Below are 17,259 nucleotides of genomic sequence, written 5' to 3' on the forward strand. Positions count from 1 at the left end.
CAAAATGATAATGAAAGACTTCATTTATTGCAAAATTGATGAGTATGGTTTCCCTCATTGGGATGGTTTCGATGCTTTTCGTTGGTACATTCTTCCCACAAGTTGGGAATTTATGACCGGTGATGCATATCTATGGCTTTATAAAAGCGCTTGGTTTATATATCACAGAGATATGATTAGGCAGTATGCAAAAGAAGCTGGAATTCCTGAGCTTTTATTGGCTGGGGTTGCTGTATCTGAAGTAGGGGGAATGCCTGAACGATTTAAGGGGCTAGGGGTTTTACAGGCAAAGCAGGTTATAGATGAAATTCTGGACGAAAATAATAAATACTCTAATACTACCTCTGTTGGTTCTATCGCCATCCAGCTTGGAGTCGCGGCACAAACGCTGGGCATCGATCCTGATACGCTCGACCATTTCCAGCAATTCAGGCTTGCTCAGTGCTTATTAGATAATAGCTTCAATATTCGGGTAGTAGCTTTTCATCTGCGAGACTTAATTTTGTATGACAATCCCGGCATTGATACGTCTAAAATAACAGATGAACAATTTATATTGGCTGGTTCTCGTTACAACCGTGGAATACAAAGAAACGCTGCTGATATTATTAATTCTATTTATGCCCCGATAGGTTCATCTTCGCGTGAGTACAGCGAGTACGGACGTCAGATTCTAAAAAAGAAAGAGACAATAATGAAAATACTGGAGGGAAGATAATGACCTGGAAAGTTTTCACTTTAGGTTTTTTATGGTGCATCACATCCCTGTTTTGGATTGTGTTTTGTTCAATTCAGGATAAAGAGTGGTGGATAGGACAGGGGGAGATAAAAAATATTTGTGATCTCATGAAATACATCGAGAATGATGATTCACGTGATGTTAGGGTTTTCTTTTCTCTACCTGTATTTTTCCCCGCAATTTATGCCATCCTTATTAAAAGAACACGGTACTGGTTTGTCTATTTGATCACTCTTTTGATTAGCGGGTACTGGCTATGGCAGTTCTTTATCCGCTATCAGCTCTGCCTGTGGTAATCGCCGTCGAAAAAAACCGGTCACGTTAGATGACCGGTTTTTGTTGGCTACAAACTTCCCGCCGGGCGTTTTCGCGCCGCTGACGTTAGCGTTCTTCCCGTCTTACGACCGTCCAGGCTTTCCAGACGCATCTGGAACGGTGGGAACGGCATATCGATGCCGTGCTCGCGGAAGCCCGCCAGAATTAGCTGGTGGATCTCATGGCGCAGCGGCATACGGTGTCCCATTTCGGCGGCGTAAATACGCAGCTCGAAAATCTGAATCCCCTGCTGCAGGTCCACGAGGAACACTTCCGGCGGCGGGTTGTCGATAACCAGCGAGCAGCGCTCCGCGGCGGTGTAAAGGATCTGCGTCACCTCTTCGCTGTTGGCATCCGACGGAGCCGGTACGGTCAGCACCACGCGGGTGACGGAGTCGGACAGCGACCAGTTGATAAACTGCTCGGTAATAAACGCCTTGTTCGGCACGATGATCTCTTTGCGATCCCAGTCGCTGATCGTCGTGGCGCGGGTGTTGATCTTCGTGATGCTGCCGGTCAGATCGCGGATCGTCACCGTATCGCCGATGCGGATCGGTTTTTCAAACAGGATGATCAGGCCCGAAATAAAGTTGGCGAAAATCTCCTGCAGGCCAAAGCCTAACCCCACGCCGAGCGCGGCGACCAGCCACTGCAGCTTGGACCACTCAATACCAATCATCGAGAAGCCAACCAGCCCGCCAAGCAGCATGATCAGATACTTGGTGATGGTGGTGATCGCATAGCCCGTTCCCGGAGTCAGATCCAGATGCTGCAGCAGCGCCAGCTCCAGAAGCGCAGGGAAGTTACGTATCAGCTGCGTGGTGATGATAAACACCAGTATCGCAATCAGCACCGCGCCCAGCGTAATCGGCTCAAGGCTTTCTACTCCCTGCACCGTAGAGGTCACATCCCACAGCGAGATGTTCTCCAGGAAGCCAAACGCGGAGTGAATTTCCGACCACAGGACAATGACCGAGAGCAGGGCAATCAGCATCAAAATCGAGCGCACCAGACGCAGGGACTGGGTACTGATGGCGTCCAGATCCAGCTCGACTTCATCCGCCTCTGCGGTGCCTTCGGTGCTGTTGATATGGTTAGGCTCTTCCTCGCCGCGCGCGCGCTGGGCCAGGATTTCCGCCCGTCGGTGCTTGGCGCGGTCGAAGGCCAGTCGGCGGCGCTGAATGAGCATCCAGCGGCGAATCACGTGATACACCACCAGGAGCAGGAACCAGATCGCCACCGAGGTTTCAAGACGCGCCAGCAGCGCCTGCGACGTCGCCAGATAGCCGACCGCCGCAGCCAGGATCGCCGCCAGCGGGGCGCTAAGCAGCAGGTTCCACAGCAGGCGGTTAAACATGTTATCGCCGCTGCCCGTCTTATCGAGGTACAGCGGGATCCCCGCGCGTTTCAGGCTGAGCGTGACAATCGCCAGCGCGCCGCAAATCAGCATAAAGCAGAGGCGGCCCAGCGAGCCGGAGAACTCCCGGTCGTTGAGGTTATCGAACATGATCAGCGCCATAATCAGCGGCACGATAAGCCCGATGCTCATCAGATAATAACGCATCGCCCGCGCCACCCGGTTACGCGGCCAGCCAAAGTGGGCGATGAACAGGCCATTCGGACGGGCAAAGGTGGCGCAGATCATTACCACCCACAGCAGCGGCACGGTGGCGGTCACGCCGTCGCCAATCGCCACCGCAAGCGGATAAGGCCAGGCCTCGCGCAGGCCGTAGCCCAGCGTCATCCACAGCACTGGCAGCGGCGAGGCCACCAGAATTGACCAGAACACGGTGCGCAGCGTGAGCCAGAAGTGATCCTGAGTCACCTTGCCGACGCGCGCGCTTGAACGCTCCAGGAAACGGGTGAAGTGCCTGCGCGAATAAATGCTAAAGCCCACCAGAATCAGCGCGGCCAGCAGCGGGAAGATGGTCTCTTTACTGGTGAGCATCATCACGCTGGCCTGTCCCAGCTGGCTGAAGGTATCCAGTGAGATCAGACGGCGCAGATCCTGCACCAGCTCAATCGGCCAGGCGAAGGTCATCGGGCGCACGTCGGACGTCCAGAAGAGGTAGCGGTGCGTCGCCTCGTTGACCTCTTTCAGCGCGTCTTCAAGCTGGCTGTTGGACACTTTCAGCTTAGTGAGTTCCAGAATGAGCGTATCGCCGCCCTGCAGCAGGGAGTTCAGCAGCTCGCGCTGGGTGCGCATCTGGGCGTCCAGAATGCGGTTCTGCTCGCTGGTGAGCGGTTGCCCGTCGGCCTGACGGATCTGGCGGATTTGCGACTGTTTGTTGAGGAGATCTTCAAAGTGCAGGCGCTGAACGCGAAGCTGCGCCATCTCCGTATCAAGCTGCTGCGGCTTTGGCATCTCCGGCAGACGCGCCACCTGCGCGCGTAGCGCCTCACCAAGCAGGTTAGAGGAGCCCAGCCACTGGGACTGTTCGCGCAGGGTGTTGAGCGCCTGACGAACCTGAAGGGTTTGATTGGTGGCCTGGCGCTGCTGGGACGCCACTAAATCCATACGCTGCGCCTGCTGGTTCAGGGCGGCGGACAGTTCGCGGTTAACCTTGAACTGATCGACGATCCCCACCGGCAGGTTATCGCTGTTTTCGGCCAGCAGTTCGGTGCTTTCTAAGGCGCGCTCGGCTTCACGCTGGCGCTGGCTGTTCAGCTGATTGCGTAAGGCCTGCAGGTAGGCGTCGAGCTGCTGGCTCTGCTTTTGCGCCAGCTCGGAGCGCATGCGCGCCAGCTCCTGGCGGTTGTTGGCAGAAAGCTGCGCCAGCTCCAGCTCATCGACCAGCGCCTTGAGCCGGGCGGATTCCGCCTGAATGTTGAGATTCTGCGCCTGATTTTGCGCGGTATTGCCTGAAACTGTTCCGGCGCGGCGCTCCACTTCGTTGAGCTGGCGGCGGGCGTCGGTTTGCTGCTGCGGAAGCTGGCTGAGCGAGTCGGCAATTTCGCGGGCGCGCTCCTGTTCCTGCTGCGCCTGGCGGCTTTTTTCCACCAGCTGGCTGCTGACCTGGAGGATCTCCTGGTTCAGCGCATCGGACGTCATGCCCGCAGGCACGTCGCGGGGTTCGTCGCGCAGGTTAGTGAGCTGCGTGCGCAGGGTTTGCGAGAGTTTGGGGAAGTTATCGATAACCTGCTGATACTGCTGGGCGCGCTCAAGAGAGCCTTTTCGCTCCTCAAGCGCGTTCAGCGCGGCCTGGAGTATCTCAACGGTATCCGGCTGAGCGGGTTTCGCCGCTTTTGCCTGCTCCAGTTCCTGGGTTATCTGTTTGGCGTCGGGGGCTGTCGCTGCGTACGCCCCCATGCTGAGGCACCAGGCCATCAGTAGAACGATAATCGGGCGCACGTCAGCGATCCTTCTGTAGTTAGCCTTCGTCTTTCTTGTCGTCAACCAGCGGGCTGGCATCGTGCTCGGCTTTGATCTCTTCTTCTGCCAGCGGCGCAGGCGCTGCGTCCGGGGCGGTGAAGGTTTCGGCAGAGACCGCCAGCGGCTGGCCAAGCTTGGTCACGGACAGGCTTTCGAGCTGTTCAACCAGGTTAACTTTGCCCGGCGCAAAAAGGTTGATAACGGTGGAGCCCAGCTTGAAGCGGCCCATCTCCTGGCCTTTCAGCAGCGCCACAGAGCCTTCCGCTTCGCCCGCAGGCCACGTCCAGCGCTTGATCACGCCTTCGCGCGGCGGAGTGATGGTGCCCGCCCAGACGGTTTCGATGCTGCCTACAATGGTCGCGCCCACCAGAATCTGCGCCATTGGGCCAAATTCAGTATCAAACAGGCAGATGACGCGCTCGTTACGGGCAAACAGGTTCGGGACGTTCTGCGCCGTCAGGTGGTTCACGGAGAACAGGTCGCCCGGCACGTAAATCATCTCGCGCAGGATACCGTTGCACGGCATGTGGACGCGGTGATAGTCGCGCGGCGACAGGTAGGTGGTAGCGAAAGAACCGTTGCGGAACAGATCCGCCATCAGGTAGTTACCCGCCAGCAGCGCTTCCAGGCTGTAGTTGTGGCCTTTGGCCTGCAGAATTTTGTCGTTGTCGATTTTACCCAGCTGGCTGATAACGCCGTCGGCAGGCATGACCAGCACGTTCGGATCGGTGTTCAGCGGGCGAACTTCATCACGCAGTGGGCGCACAAAGAATTCATTGAAGGTGCGATAGCTGGCGGTGTCCGGCTTCTGCGCCTCTTTCATGTCGACCTTGTAGTATTTCACGAACAGGTCGATGACCAGTTTGGTCAGCCAACCAGCTCGTTTGCTCGCGCCCCAGCCCGCCAGGCGAGTGAGCCACAGTTTTGGCAGAATGTATTGAAGCGAAAGTTTAAATGAGTTTAACAAGGTAGCCTCCAGGCCATTGTTTTGTCGTTCCTGATCCGGCTTCAACGAGCCGGAACCTGAAAAAAGGGGACGATTTTAGCGATGCTTAGCTTAGTTGTCAGTTATCAGAATCAGAAAAGTTTTTACGCGTTTTTACGTCTTCCATGCTTTCCAGAATGCGGTGGTAATTTTCAAAGCGAGTCTCTGCAATTTCCCCGTTCTCAACCGCTTCGCGAATAGCGCAACCCGGGTCGTTATCGTGTTTGCAGTCGCGATATTTACACGCGCCTAAATAGTCATGGAATTCGACAAAACCGTTGAAGATTTGTTCCGGTTCGAGATGCCACAGGCCAAATTCCCGCACGCCAGGGGAGTCGATCACATCGCCGCCGTGCGGGAAGTGGTACAGACGCGAGGCGGTGGTGGTGTGCTGGCCCAGACCCGATACGTCCGAGACATCGTTGGTCAGGATCTCTTTTTGCAGGCCCAGCAGGTTGTTCAGCAGGCTGGATTTGCCCACGCCGGACTGGCCCGCAAAGATGCTGATGCGATCCGTGAGCGCCTCTTCAAGCGGCTTCAGGCCATCTTTGGTGTGGCTGGACACCATCAGCACGCGATAACCGATGTTACGGTAGATATCCATCTGCTCGTTTACAAAGGCCATGCCGTCGTCATCCAGCAGATCGATTTTGTTCAGGACGATAATCGGCTCAACTTGCAGGGTTTCGCAGGCAACAAGGTAGCGGTCGATGATGTTGAGCGACAGCTCCGGCAAGATCGCGGAAACAATCACGATTTGGTCGATGTTGGCGGCAATTGGCTTGATGCCGTCGTAGAAATCGGGGCGGGTCAGGACGGAGGTACGTTCATGGACGGCCTCAACGATGCCTTTAACCGTTACGCCTTCTGCGGCCTCTTTGCCCGGACGCCAGACGACGCGGTCACCGGTGACCAGCGAGCGAATCGTTCGACGGATGTTGCAGCGGTGAACGCCACCCTCAGCGGATTCCACATCGGCGTGCATACCGAAGCGGCTGATTACCACGCCTTCGGTTGGTTCGCCAAACAGGTTGTCGTCGTAATCGACCTTCTCCGAAGTGGTTTTTAAACGGCGCTGGTGGTTGGCTTTTACGCGGCGCTGCTGCCCTTTGGAGAGTTTATTTTTACTCAATCGCACTGGCTCCTGGTCGCCCGTAATGGGCAAAACCTCTATGATACACTCTAATTAATACTAGTTAACCTGCTACTGCCGGTTATGCGAGAAGGGTGGAAAATAACATGAGCGCAGATGAAAACAACCTGATTTGGATTGATCTTGAAATGACCGGGCTGGATCCCGAGCGCGATCGCATTATTGAGATTGCCACGCTGGTGACCGATGCTAACCTGAATATTCTGGCAGAAGGGCCGACCATTGCGGTTCATCAATCCGATGAACAACTGGCGCTGATGGATGAGTGGAACGTGCGTACCCACACCGGCAGCGGGCTGGTTGAGCGCGTGAAGGCCAGCACCCAGGGCGACCGCGAAGCCGAGCTGGCGACCATTGAATTTCTGAAGCAGTGGGTTCCCGCCGGGAAATCACCGATTTGCGGCAACAGCATCGGACAGGATCGCCGTTTCCTGTTTAAGTACATGCCTGAACTGGAATCTTACTTCCACTATCGCTACCTGGACGTGAGCACGCTGAAAGAGCTGGCGCGCCGCTGGAAGCCTGAAATCCTCGATGGCTTCAAAAAGCAGGGCACGCATCAGGCGATGGACGATATTCGTGAGTCCGTGGCGGAGCTTTCCTACTACCGCGAAAACTTTATTAAGCTGTGATTTTGCGATCCGGCGCCTTGCGTGGCCGGGTTTTTGCCGTTAAATTGTGCAGCTTGCCGATTTAATAAGCATTTGAACTGAATTTCAAAAAAATCGCTTTAAGGGGGGTTGCAGGCAAAAGGAATTCTCGTATAATGCGCCTCCCGTAACGACAGAGAATTACACGTTACGACAGCAACAAAATAAGTACAGATTTGCGGGAATAGCTCAGTTGGTAGAGCACGACCTTGCCAAGGTCGGGGTCGCGAGTTCGAGTCTCGTTTCCCGCTCCAAAATTTGGAAAGTATCGCAAGATACATGCAGTACCACCCAATCGCAGTATTTCGAGTTGCAACAAGGCGGCAACTGAACGAATCCTTGGGAGCTTACTTAAGTAAGTGACTAAGGTGAGTGAAGGCAGCCAACGCAGTGGCAGCTTGAAAGACGAAGATTAAGCGGGAATAGCTCAGTTGGTAGAGCACGACCTTGCCAAGGTCGGGGTCGCGAGTTCGAGTCTCGTTTCCCGCTCCAAAATTTGAAAGTATCGCAAGATACAGACCACCAAATCGTGGGATTTCGAGTTGCAACAAGGCGGCAACTGAACGAATCCTTGGGAGCTTACTTAAGTAAGTGACTAAGGTGAGTGAAGGCAGCCAACGCAGTGGCAGCTTGAAAGACACAGATTAAGCGGGAATAGCTCAGTTGGTAGAGCACGACCTTGCCAAGGTCGGGGTCGCGAGTTCGAGTCTCGTTTCCCGCTCCAAATTCTTCTCACTCTCTAAATTATCCACAGCGAAATCACTCGTTGGGGACGTTTTCTATTTCATCTGAAATACTCTTTTAAACAGACTTATCCACAGATGGCGCGGTTTTTCTGAAAGGCATGAAAACTTCGCAGGGTGAATAGTATCTTCATAACAATTTGAATTTATTGGCTAAAATTTGATTTCAAAATGTTATTGAGATCACTTGATCTGTTTGCAAAGCCTGATGGCAGCTGAGTTTGTATTTTTATACACAGGCTGTGAATATATCAGGCATCCCGCGTAAGACCTTTTTCAATCACCCTCACCAGACGCTGTTTTTTCGGCAACTGCACTTCCACGACGCAGGCATTTCGCTTCTCAATTTGCTGCGCAATCGCCCACTCAATGTGTTCGTCGAGAAGTGGGTGCTCACCTCTGCGGCTTTCGAGCGCCTGAATGTTGGCTTCATCCCAGGGGGCGTTGCCCAGCGCGACGGCCACGTTTCGCAGCCAGCGCAGGTGCCCGATACGGCGGATAGCAGAGCCTTCCGTCACCTTCAGGAACCAGGCTTCGGTCCAGGCGAACAGCTCGATGAGCGGCGGGGCGTGCAGCGCCTTACGCGGGCTGAAATCTTCTTCATCAGTGAGCTGCGAATAGCGGTTCCACGGGCAGATCAGCTGGCAGTCGTCGCAGCCGTAGATACGGTTGCCGATCAGCGGGCGAAATTCTTCCGGGATCGCCCCTTCCAGCTCAATGGTGAGATACGAGATGCAGCGGCGTGCGTCAACGGTGTAAGGCTCGACGATAGCGCCCGTTGGACAGATGGTCATGCAGGCCACGCAGCGCCCGCAGCCTTCTTCTACCGGGCCGTCAATCGGCAGCGGTAAATCAATGAGCAGCTCGCCCAGAAAGAAGAATGACCCGGCATCGCGGCTCAAGATAAGTGAGTGCTTACCTGTCCAGCCAAGCCCGGCTTTTTCAGCGATCGGGCGCTCAAGAATAGGCGCAGAATCCACAAAGGGTCTAAAATTCAGCGAAACACAGTGCTGCTGAATCATTTCCCCGAGTTTTTTTAAGCGGTTACGCAGAAGCTTATGGTAATCACGCCCCAGGGCGTAACGGCTGACGTAACCCAGCGAGGGATTTTTCAGCGTGCGGGCAAAGGCCGCGTTAGCTGGCAGGTAGTTCATCCGCACGCTAATGACGCGCAACGTGCCCGGCAGAAGCTCGTGTGGACGCGCACGCATCATGCCATGACGCGCCATCCACTCCATTTCGCCGTGGTATTGTTTGTCCAGCCAGGCCTGCAGTTTCGGCTCGCTGGCGGAAAGGTCGGTGTCCGTAATGCCGACTTTCTGGAAGCCAAGCTCAGCGCCCCACTGTTTGATATTTTGCGCTAACTGATTGAGATCGAGGGGCTGTGACATGACGGACCATACTGTGAAGAAAAACCCCGCAAGTATACCACATTCCATCTGGGATGCGGATGACCTCCGGCGCGCTGAAAAAGAGGCCGCTGACGCTCTCGGCATAACCCTTTATGAACTGATGCTCCGCGCAGGCGAGGCGGCTTTCACCGCTGCCCGCGGCGCGTATCCCGATTCGACGCACTGGCTTATCCTATGCGGCCACGGCAATAACGGCGGCGATGGCTACGTGGTGGCGCGTCTGGCGGTAGCGGCGGGGATAGGCGTCACCCTGCTGGCGCTTGAAAGCGATAAACCTTTGCCGGAAGAGGCCAGTGAGGCGCGGGAGGCCTGGCTGAACGCGGGCGGCGTTATTCATGCCGCAGATATCATCTGGCCTGACGAGATTGACCTTATCGTCGATGGCCTGCTCGGCACCGGGCTCCAGAGCGCCCCGCGCGACATGGCTGCCACCCTGATTGAACGCGCGAACGCGCATCCTGCGCCGGTGGTAGCGCTGGATATTCCCTCGGGATTAATCGCTCAGACCGGAGCGACGCCGGGCGCGGTGATCCAGGCTGCTCATACGGTGACCTTTATTGCCCTCAAGCCCGGCCTGCTGACCGGAAAAGCGCGGGATGTGGTGGGAGAGCTACACCACAACGCGTTAGGGCTGGAGAGCTGGCTTGCCGGGCAGGAAACCCGCCTCACCCGGTTTGATGCTTCGCAGCTTTCGCAGTGGCTCCCGCCGCGTCGCCCCACGTCCCATAAGGGCGATCACGGCAAGCTGGTGATTATCGGCGGCGACCACGGCACGGCGGGGGCTATTCGGATGACCGCAGAAGCCGCTCTGCGCAGCGGCGCCGGGCTGGTGCGGGTGCTCACGCGCAGCGAAAATATTGCGCCGATTATTACCGCCAGGCCGGAGCTGATGGTGCATGAGCTCACGCCGCAGTCGCTGGAGGAGAGCCTCGAATGGGCGGATGTGGTGGCGATCGGTCCGGGGCTGGGACAGCAGGCCTGGGGCAAGCAGGCGCTGCAAAAGGTCGAGAATTTTCGTAAATCGATGCTCTGGGATGCCGACGCGCTGAACCTTCTGGCAATCAACCCTGATAAGCGTCACAATCGCATCCTGACGCCACACCCCGGCGAAGCCGCGCGATTGCTCAATTGTAGCGTCGCAGAAATTGAAAGCGATCGCTTACTTTCTGCTCAGCGTCTGGTAAAACGTTACGGGGGTGTTGCAGTCCTGAAAGGGGCGGGAACGGTCGTCGCCTGTGAATCTGGCGCGATGGGGATCATCGATGCCGGGAATGCGGGCATGGCGAGCGGCGGTATGGGCGATGTGCTCTCCGGCATCATCGGCGCATTGCTCGGACAGAAACTTACCCCTTATGATGCAGCCTGCGCGGGCTGCGTGGTTCACGGTGCCGCCGCAGACAGGCTTGCGGCGCGGTACGGAACGCGCGGCATGCTGGCCACCGATCTTTTTTGCACGCTGCGGCGTGTTGTTAACCCGGATGTGATTGACGTAGAAAATGACTAATCGAGCGATTCCTTTACCTGATGAACAAGCCACTTTAGATCTCGGCAAGCGCGTGGCGCAGGCCTGTCAGGGTGCAACCGTCATTTATCTGTACGGTGATTTAGGCGCGGGTAAAACAACCTTCAGCCGCGGTTTCTTGCAGGCGTTAGGCCATAGCGGGAACGTGAAAAGCCCGACCTATACCCTGGTTGAGCCGTATACGCTCGAAAATTTAATGGTGTATCACTTCGATTTATATCGCCTTGCGGACCCGGAGGAGCTGGAATTTATGGGGATCCGTGATTACTTTGCCAACGATGCCATCTGCCTGGTGGAGTGGCCGCAACAAGGTGCGGGTGTGTTGCCTGACCCGGATGTCAAAATTCACTTAGATTACCAGGCACAAGGGCGTGAGGCACGCATCAGTGCTGTTTCCTCATCAGGTAATTCCTTACTGGCTCGTTTAGCCGGTTAAGCTTAGGGATGACGGGATGATTAATCGCGTTAAAGGTTGGTTACTGGCTGCAACGGTGCTGCTGTGCGCGCACGCCGGTGCGGCAAGCCTCTCGGATATTCAGGTGTCGAACGGGGAGAATCAGGCCCGGATCACGTTCAGCTTCATGGGCGATCCTGAGTATGCTTTTTCACAAGTCGATAGCCACAGCGTCGCGCTGGATATCAAACAGTCCGGCGTGATCCAGGGGCTACCGCTCCAGTTTAGCGGGAATAACCTGGTTAAACGCATTCGCTCCGGGACGCCAAAAGACGACCAGTCGTTAAGGCTGGTGGTCGATTTGACCGAAAAGGGCAAGACGCAGGCGGTGAAGCAGCAGAATGGCGCCAATTATACTGTGGTCTTTACCATCAACGCTGACGCGCCGCCTCCACCGCCGCCGCCTCCGGTTGTGGCGAAACGCGTCGAAGAACCGGTTTATACACCGCGTCCCTCCGCACCTGCGCGCAATCCGTTTAAATCCGACAGCGACCGCATCACCAGCGTGACCAGCAGCAACACGGTAACCCGTCCTGCGGCGACCGCGCGTGCGGTAAGCGGCGATAAGGTCATTATCGCGATCGATGCCGGGCACGGCGGGCAGGATCCTGGCGCCATCGGCCCGGGCGGCACGCAGGAAAAAAATGTCACCATTGCCATCGCCCGCAAGCTTCGCGCGCTGTTGAACGACGACCCGATGTTTAAAGGCGTGCTGACCCGCGACGGCGATTACTTTATCTCCGTGATGGGGCGCTCCGACGTGGCGCGCAAGCAGAACGCGAACTTCCTGGTGTCGATCCACGCGGACGCCGCGCCGAACCGCGATGCGACCGGGGCTTCCGTCTGGGTGCTCTCCAACCGCCGCGCGAACAGCGAAATGGCCGGCTGGCTTGAGCAGCACGAGAAACAGTCTGAACTGCTGGGCGGTGCCGGAGACGTGCTGGCCAATAGCCAGGCCGACCCGTATCTCAGCCAGGCGGTGCTGGATTTACAATTCGGTCATTCGCAGCGGGTCGGGTATGATGTCGCCACTAACGTATTGAGCCAGCTGCAAAGCGTGGGCGTGCTGCATAAGCGCCGTCCGGAACACGCCAGCCTGGGCGTACTGCGCTCACCGGATATTCCGTCCATTCTTGTGGAAACCGGCTTCATCAGTAACAACGGTGAAGAGCGCCTGCTGGGCAGCGACAGCTATCAGCAGAAGATTGCCGAGGCGATTTATAACGGCCTGCGTCAATACTTTGACGCCCATCCGTTGCAGTCCGCACCGCAGGGCGGCGCCGCTCAGACGGCCAGCGCCGCCGTGCCGGGCGAGATGACCGCAACAAATTAAGGAGAAGTCATGCCGATTCAGGTTCTACCGCCGCAGCTCGCGAACCAAATCGCCGCCGGTGAGGTGGTGGAACGCCCTGCGTCGGTAGTGAAAGAGCTGGTGGAAAACAGCCTCGATGCGGGCGCAACCCGCATCGATATTGATATCGAACGCGGTGGCGCAAAGCTTATCCGCATTCGCGACAACGGCTGTGGTATCAAAAAGGACGAGTTGGCGCTGGCGCTGGCGCGTCATGCCACCAGTAAAATCGCCTCCCTTGACGACCTCGAAGCTATTATCAGCCTCGGGTTTCGCGGCGAGGCGCTGGCCAGTATCAGCTCTGTCTCCCGTCTGACGCTCACCTCCCGCACCGCCGAACAGCAGGAAGCCTGGCAGGCCTACGCCGAAGGGCGCGACATGGACGTGACGGTAAAACCCGCCGCGCACCCGGTGGGGACGACGCTGGAAGTGCTGGATCTCTTCTACAACACGCCTGCCCGACGCAAGTTTATGCGTACCGAGAAGACTGAGTTTGGTCATATCGATGAGATTATCCGCCGCATCGCGCTGGCCCGTTTCGATGTCACTATCAACCTCAGCCATAACGGCAAAGTGATACGCCAGTATCGCGCCGTGGCGGAGGGCGGTCAGAAGGAGCGCCGCTTAGGGGCTATCTGCGGAACGCCGTTTCTGGAACAGGCGCTGGCTATCGAATGGCAGCACGGCGATCTGGCCCTGCGCGGCTGGGTGGCCGATCCGAAAGTGTCGAGCGCGGCCTTCACCGAGATACAGTACTGCTATGTGAATGGCCGAATGATGCGCGATCGCCTGATAAACCATGCGATCCGCCAGGCCTGCGAAGACAAGCTGGGCGCCGATCAGCAGCCCGCTTTCGTGCTCTATCTGGAAATCGATCCCCATCAGGTTGACGTTAACGTGCATCCCGCCAAGCACGAGGTGCGCTTCCATCAGTCGCGGCTGGTGCATGATTTCATCTATCAGGGCGTGCTGAGCGTACTGCAGCAGCAGACCGAGCCGACGCTGCCGCTGGAAAACGAGCCCGCTGCGCCGCGTCCGATCCCTGAAAACCGCGTCGCGGCGGGGCGTAACCATTTTGCCGAACCTGCCGAGGCGCGTGAAACCGCCGCGCCGCGTTATACCGCGGCGGGCAGCAGCGCGCCACGTCCTACCGGGGCGAACTACCCGAACGCGCAGCCTGGCTACCAAAAACAGCAGGGGGCGCTGTACCGCAAGCTGCTGGATACGCCAGCGCTGGAGCGCAAAGAGCCCGTTGTGGCGCCCGCCCCGTCGCTGGATGGACACAGCCAGAGCTTTGGCCGGGTGTTGACGATTATTGCCCCGGACATGGCGCTGCTCGAACGCGATGGCAAGCTGATGCTGCTGGCGCTGCCGGTTGCGGAGCGCTGGCTTAAGCAGGTGCAGCTTACGCCTGGGGCCAATGCCGCCTGCGCGCAGCCGCTGTTAATTCCGGTTCGCCTGAAGATATCCCCACAGGAAATGGTTGTATTACAGCAGGCTACGGCGCTGCTGGCTGAAATGGGCATTCAGTTTGTGTTAGAGGCGCAACATGTGACAATTCGTGCAGTGCCTTTACCCTTACGCCAACAAAATTTACAAAACTTGATTCCTGAACTGATAGGCTACCTGGCGCAACAAACGACGTTTGATGCCGCTAACACCGCGCAGTGGATCGCCCGCCATCTGGCGAGCGAGCACAATCCGTGGAGTATGGCGCAGGCCATTACCGTGCTGGCTGAGGTTGAACGCCTTTGCCCGCACCTGGTAAAAGCGCCGCCGGGTGGATTATTACAACCTGTTGATTTACAAACGGCGATGACCGCCCTAAAACATGATTGACGTAAGCAAGGCGAGCCTGCCTAAGGCAATTTTTTTAATGGGGCCAACGGCCTCCGGCAAAACGGCGTTAGCCATTGAGTTACGTAAAGTTTTGCCTGTAGAGTTGATTAGCGTTGATTCTGCCCTCATCTATCGAGGGATGGACATCGGTACGGCAAAGCCAGACGCAGAGGAACTGCGCGCGGCACCGCACCGCTTGCTGGACATTCTCGACCCGGCACAGGCGTACTCAGCAGCAGATTTTCGCCGCGATGCGCTGGAACAGATGGCCGAGATCACCGCCGCGGGGCGCATACCGCTACTGGTTGGCGGAACAATGCTCTACTTCAAGGCGCTGCTGGAGGGTTTATCGCCTCTGCCATCAGCCGATCCGGAAGTGAGAGCCAAAATTGAGCAGCAGGCAGCAGAGCAGGGTTGGGACGTTTTGCATCAGCAACTGGCGGAGATTGACCCGGTTGCCGCAGCACGGATTCATCCAAATGATCCGCAAAGGCTTTCCCGGGCACTGGAAGTTTTTTTCATTTCGGGTAAAACTTTAACGGAACTGACGCAAACGTCAGGAGAAGCTCTGCCGTATCAGGTGCATCAGTTCGCCATCGCCCCGGCGAGCCGTGAACTGCTCCATCAGCGAATTGAGCAGCGTTTTCATCAGATGTTAGCTTCAGATTTTGAAGCAGAAGTGCGGGCGCTTTTTGCCCGTGGAGATTTGCATACGGACATGCCTTCCATTCGTTGTGTGGGATACCGCCAGATGTGGTCGTATCTTGAAGGTGAGATTTCATACGATGAAATGGTTTATCGAGGTGTTTGCGCCACGAGGCAGTTAGCGAAGCGCCAGATAACCTGGTTACGCGGTTGGGAAGGAGTTCATTGGTTAGACAGTGAAAAACCACAACAAGCGCTAAACGAAGTCATTCAGGTTGTTGGTGATATCGCTCACTGAATGTGTACAATTAAGCCGTATCGTGCGCAATTTTTCAGAATCGCAAGGTTCTAAGTACAAAACAAGCATATAAGGAAAAGATAGAATGGCTAAGGGGCAATCTTTACAAGATCCGTTCCTGAACGCATTGCGTCGGGAACGTGTTCCAGTTTCTATTTATTTGGTGAATGGTATTAAGCTGCAAGGTCAGATTGAATCTTTCGATCAGTTCGTGATCCTGTTGAAAAACACGGTCAGCCAGATGGTCTACAAGCACGCTATTTCTACTGTTGTTCCGTCCCGTCCGGTATCCCATCACAGCAATAACGCTGGCGGCGGCACTGGTAGTAACTACCATCACGGCAGCAACGCGCAGGGTTCTTCTGCTCCTGCGCAGGACAGCGAAGAGAACGAATAAGGTCTCTGGCTGTTATCCACACGGGGAGCCAGGGATCCTGCGTTCCCCGCTGATCTTTTTAGAGAGGTTTACGCTTGTTTGACCGTTATGATGCCGGTGAGCAGGCGGTGCTGGTACACATCTATTTTTCGCAAGACAAAGATATGGAAGACCTCCAGGAGTTTGAAGCTCTGGTCTCTTCCGCCGGTGTCGAAGCAATGCAGGTGATTACCGGTAGCCGTAAAGCGCCGCACCCAAAGTATTTTGTTGGTGAAGGTAAAGCAGTTGAAATTGCGGATGCCGTAAAAGCAACCGGCGCATCAGTCGTGTTGTTTGATCATGCGCTGTCTCCGGCCCAGGAACGCAACCTGGAAGCTCTTTGCGAATGCCGTGTTATCGATCGCACGGGGTTGATTTTAGATATTTTTGCTCAGCGTGCGCGTACCCACGAAGGTAAGTTGCAGGTTGAACTGGCGCAGCTGCGCCATCTGGCGACGCGACTCGTGCGTGGCTGGACCCACCTTGAAAGACAAAAAGGCGGGATTGGTTTGCGCGGTCCGGGTGAAACCCAGCTCGAAACCGACCGCCGTTTGCTGCGTGGCCGTATTACCCAGATCCTCTCGCGCCTCGAACGCGTTGAGAAACAGCGTGAGCAGGGACGTCGTTCGCGCACGAAGGCCGACATCCCGACGGTGTCGCTGGTGGGGTATACCAACGCCGGTAAATCCACCCTGTTTAACCAGATTACTGAGGCCCAGGTTTATGCCGCAGACCAGCTGTTTGCGACTCTGGACCCAACGTTGCGTCGTATTGACGTAGCGGACGTCGGTGAAACCGTTCTGGCGGATACCGTAGGCTTTATTCGCCATCTGCCGCATGACCTGGTGGCGGCCTTTAAGGCCACCTTGCAGGAAACGCGACAGGCAACGCTGCTGCTGCACGTGATAGACGCCGCAGACGTGCGTGTGCAGGACAACATTGATGCCGTAAATGTGGTGCTCGAAGAGATCGACGCCCACGAAATCCCAACGCTGTTGGTGATGAACAAGATCGATATGCTGGACGATTTCGAACCGCGTATCGACAGAGATGAAGAGAACAAACCGATTCGGGTCTGGCTTTCTGCCCAGACCGGTGTTGGTGTGCCACTGCTTTTCCAGGCTTTGACAGAACGTCTTTCCGGTGAGGTAGCCCAGCACACGCTGCGATTGCCGCCACAGGAAGGCAGGCTGCGCAGCCGGTTTTATCAGCTTCAGGCGATAGAAAAAGAGTGGATGGAGGATGACGGCAGCGTGGGGATGCAGGTGCGTATGCCGATCGTTGACTGGCGTCGCCTCTGTAAACAAGAACCTGCGCTGGTCGACTATATCGTCTGATCAGAAAGGGGATGCCTGAATAATTCGC

The 17,259-nt window shown here is 56.3% G+C and carries 14 protein-coding genes and 3 tRNA genes; 13 read left to right on the forward strand and 4 right to left on the reverse strand.

The window, feature by feature from the left end:
- Nucleotides 1-10 precede the first annotated feature (10 nt).
- Entirely contained in the window at nt 11-718 is a 708-nt protein-coding gene (locus AB6V08_RS16915) for a hypothetical protein (RefSeq protein ID WP_368543984.1), read from the forward strand.
- The gene (locus tag AB6V08_RS16920; RefSeq protein ID WP_368543985.1) at nt 718-1,035 is read left to right on the forward strand and encodes a YjeO family protein; all 318 of its coding nucleotides are present in this window, start codon (nt 718-720) and stop codon (nt 1,033-1,035) included. Before AB6V08_RS16915 ends, AB6V08_RS16920 begins: the two co-directional genes overlap by 1 nt.
- Before the next feature lie 47 nt (nt 1,036-1,082).
- On the opposite strand, the gene mscM is transcribed toward AB6V08_RS16920, so the two are convergent.
- The 3 genes from mscM to rsgA all read right to left on the reverse strand — a co-directional run bounded on the left by mscM (nt 1,083) and on the right by rsgA (nt 6,544).
- Complete coding sequence (gene mscM, locus AB6V08_RS16925) at nt 1,083-4,406, reverse strand: miniconductance mechanosensitive channel MscM (protein WP_368543986.1); 3,324 nt, start codon at nt 4,404-4,406, stop codon at nt 1,083-1,085.
- A gap of 19 nt (nt 4,407-4,425) precedes the next feature.
- Nucleotides 4,426-5,394 (reverse strand): archaetidylserine decarboxylase, encoded by a 969-nt coding sequence (gene asd, locus AB6V08_RS16930; RefSeq protein WP_368543987.1) that lies wholly within the window; start codon nt 5,392-5,394, stop codon nt 4,426-4,428.
- A 97-nt stretch (nt 5,395-5,491) separates the two neighbouring features.
- Nucleotides 5,492-6,544 carry a small ribosomal subunit biogenesis GTPase RsgA gene (gene rsgA / locus AB6V08_RS16935; protein ID WP_368543988.1) on the reverse strand — a complete coding sequence of 351 codons (1,053 nt, stop codon included), beginning with the start codon at nt 6,542-6,544 and terminating at the stop codon, nt 5,492-5,494.
- A 107-nt stretch (nt 6,545-6,651) separates the two neighbouring features.
- On the opposite strand from rsgA, the gene orn reads away from it, so the two are divergent.
- The 4 genes from orn (at nt 6,652) to AB6V08_RS16955 (ending at nt 7,939) form a co-directional block, all read left to right on the forward strand.
- Nucleotides 6,652-7,197: an oligoribonuclease gene (gene orn, locus AB6V08_RS16940; protein ID WP_368543989.1), complete on the forward strand. Its 546-nt coding sequence runs from the start codon at nt 6,652-6,654 to the stop codon at nt 7,195-7,197.
- A gap of 196 nt (nt 7,198-7,393) precedes the next feature.
- Nucleotides 7,394-7,469, forward strand: a tRNA-Gly gene (locus tag AB6V08_RS16945).
- A gap of 162 nt (nt 7,470-7,631) precedes the next feature.
- Nucleotides 7,632-7,707: transfer RNA gene (locus tag AB6V08_RS16950), tRNA-Gly, on the forward strand.
- Nucleotides 7,708-7,863: 156 nt separating this feature from the next.
- Nucleotides 7,864-7,939, forward strand: a tRNA-Gly gene (locus AB6V08_RS16955).
- A gap of 270 nt (nt 7,940-8,209) precedes the next feature.
- On the opposite strand, the gene queG is transcribed toward AB6V08_RS16955, so the two are convergent.
- Nucleotides 8,210-9,349: a tRNA epoxyqueuosine(34) reductase QueG gene (gene queG, locus AB6V08_RS16960; RefSeq protein WP_368543990.1), complete on the reverse strand. Its 1,140-nt coding sequence runs from the start codon at nt 9,347-9,349 to the stop codon at nt 8,210-8,212.
- Here queG and nnr point away from each other — a divergent pair.
- The 7 genes from nnr (at nt 9,348) to hflX (ending at nt 17,231) form a co-directional block, all read left to right on the forward strand.
- Nucleotides 9,348-10,874 (forward strand): bifunctional ADP-dependent NAD(P)H-hydrate dehydratase/NAD(P)H-hydrate epimerase, encoded by a 1,527-nt coding sequence (gene nnr / locus AB6V08_RS16965; RefSeq protein ID WP_368543991.1) that lies wholly within the window; start codon nt 9,348-9,350, stop codon nt 10,872-10,874. The two genes, queG and nnr, sit on opposite strands and share 2 nt — an antisense overlap.
- The gene (gene tsaE / locus AB6V08_RS16970; RefSeq protein ID WP_368543992.1) at nt 10,867-11,328 is read left to right on the forward strand and encodes a tRNA (adenosine(37)-N6)-threonylcarbamoyltransferase complex ATPase subunit type 1 TsaE; all 462 of its coding nucleotides are present in this window, start codon (nt 10,867-10,869) and stop codon (nt 11,326-11,328) included. Before nnr ends, tsaE begins: the two co-directional genes overlap by 8 nt.
- 16 nt (nt 11,329-11,344) lie before the next feature.
- Entirely contained in the window at nt 11,345-12,679 is a 1,335-nt protein-coding gene (amiB, locus tag AB6V08_RS16975) for an N-acetylmuramoyl-L-alanine amidase AmiB (protein WP_368543993.1), read from the forward strand.
- A gap of 9 nt (nt 12,680-12,688) precedes the next feature.
- Nucleotides 12,689-14,536, forward strand: coding sequence for a DNA mismatch repair endonuclease MutL (gene mutL, locus AB6V08_RS16980; RefSeq protein WP_368543994.1), 1,848 nt, complete (start codon nt 12,689-12,691; stop codon nt 14,534-14,536).
- Complete coding sequence (gene miaA, locus AB6V08_RS16985) at nt 14,529-15,479, forward strand: tRNA (adenosine(37)-N6)-dimethylallyltransferase MiaA (protein ID WP_368543995.1); 951 nt, start codon at nt 14,529-14,531, stop codon at nt 15,477-15,479. Before mutL ends, miaA begins: the two co-directional genes overlap by 8 nt.
- Before the next feature lie 85 nt (nt 15,480-15,564).
- Complete coding sequence (hfq, locus tag AB6V08_RS16990; RefSeq protein WP_368543996.1) at nt 15,565-15,876, forward strand: RNA chaperone Hfq; 312 nt, start codon at nt 15,565-15,567, stop codon at nt 15,874-15,876.
- Nucleotides 15,877-15,950: 74 nt separating this feature from the next.
- A complete protein-coding gene (gene hflX / locus AB6V08_RS16995; protein ID WP_368543997.1) occupies nt 15,951-17,231 on the forward strand; it encodes a ribosome rescue GTPase HflX in 1,281 nt (426 codons plus the stop codon).
- The last annotated feature ends 28 nt before the right edge of the window (nt 17,232-17,259 follow it).

The sequence above is a fragment of the Enterobacter soli genome (assembly GCF_964208575.1).
Classification (GTDB): Bacteria; Pseudomonadota; Gammaproteobacteria; order Enterobacterales; family Enterobacteriaceae; genus Enterobacter; species Enterobacter soli_A.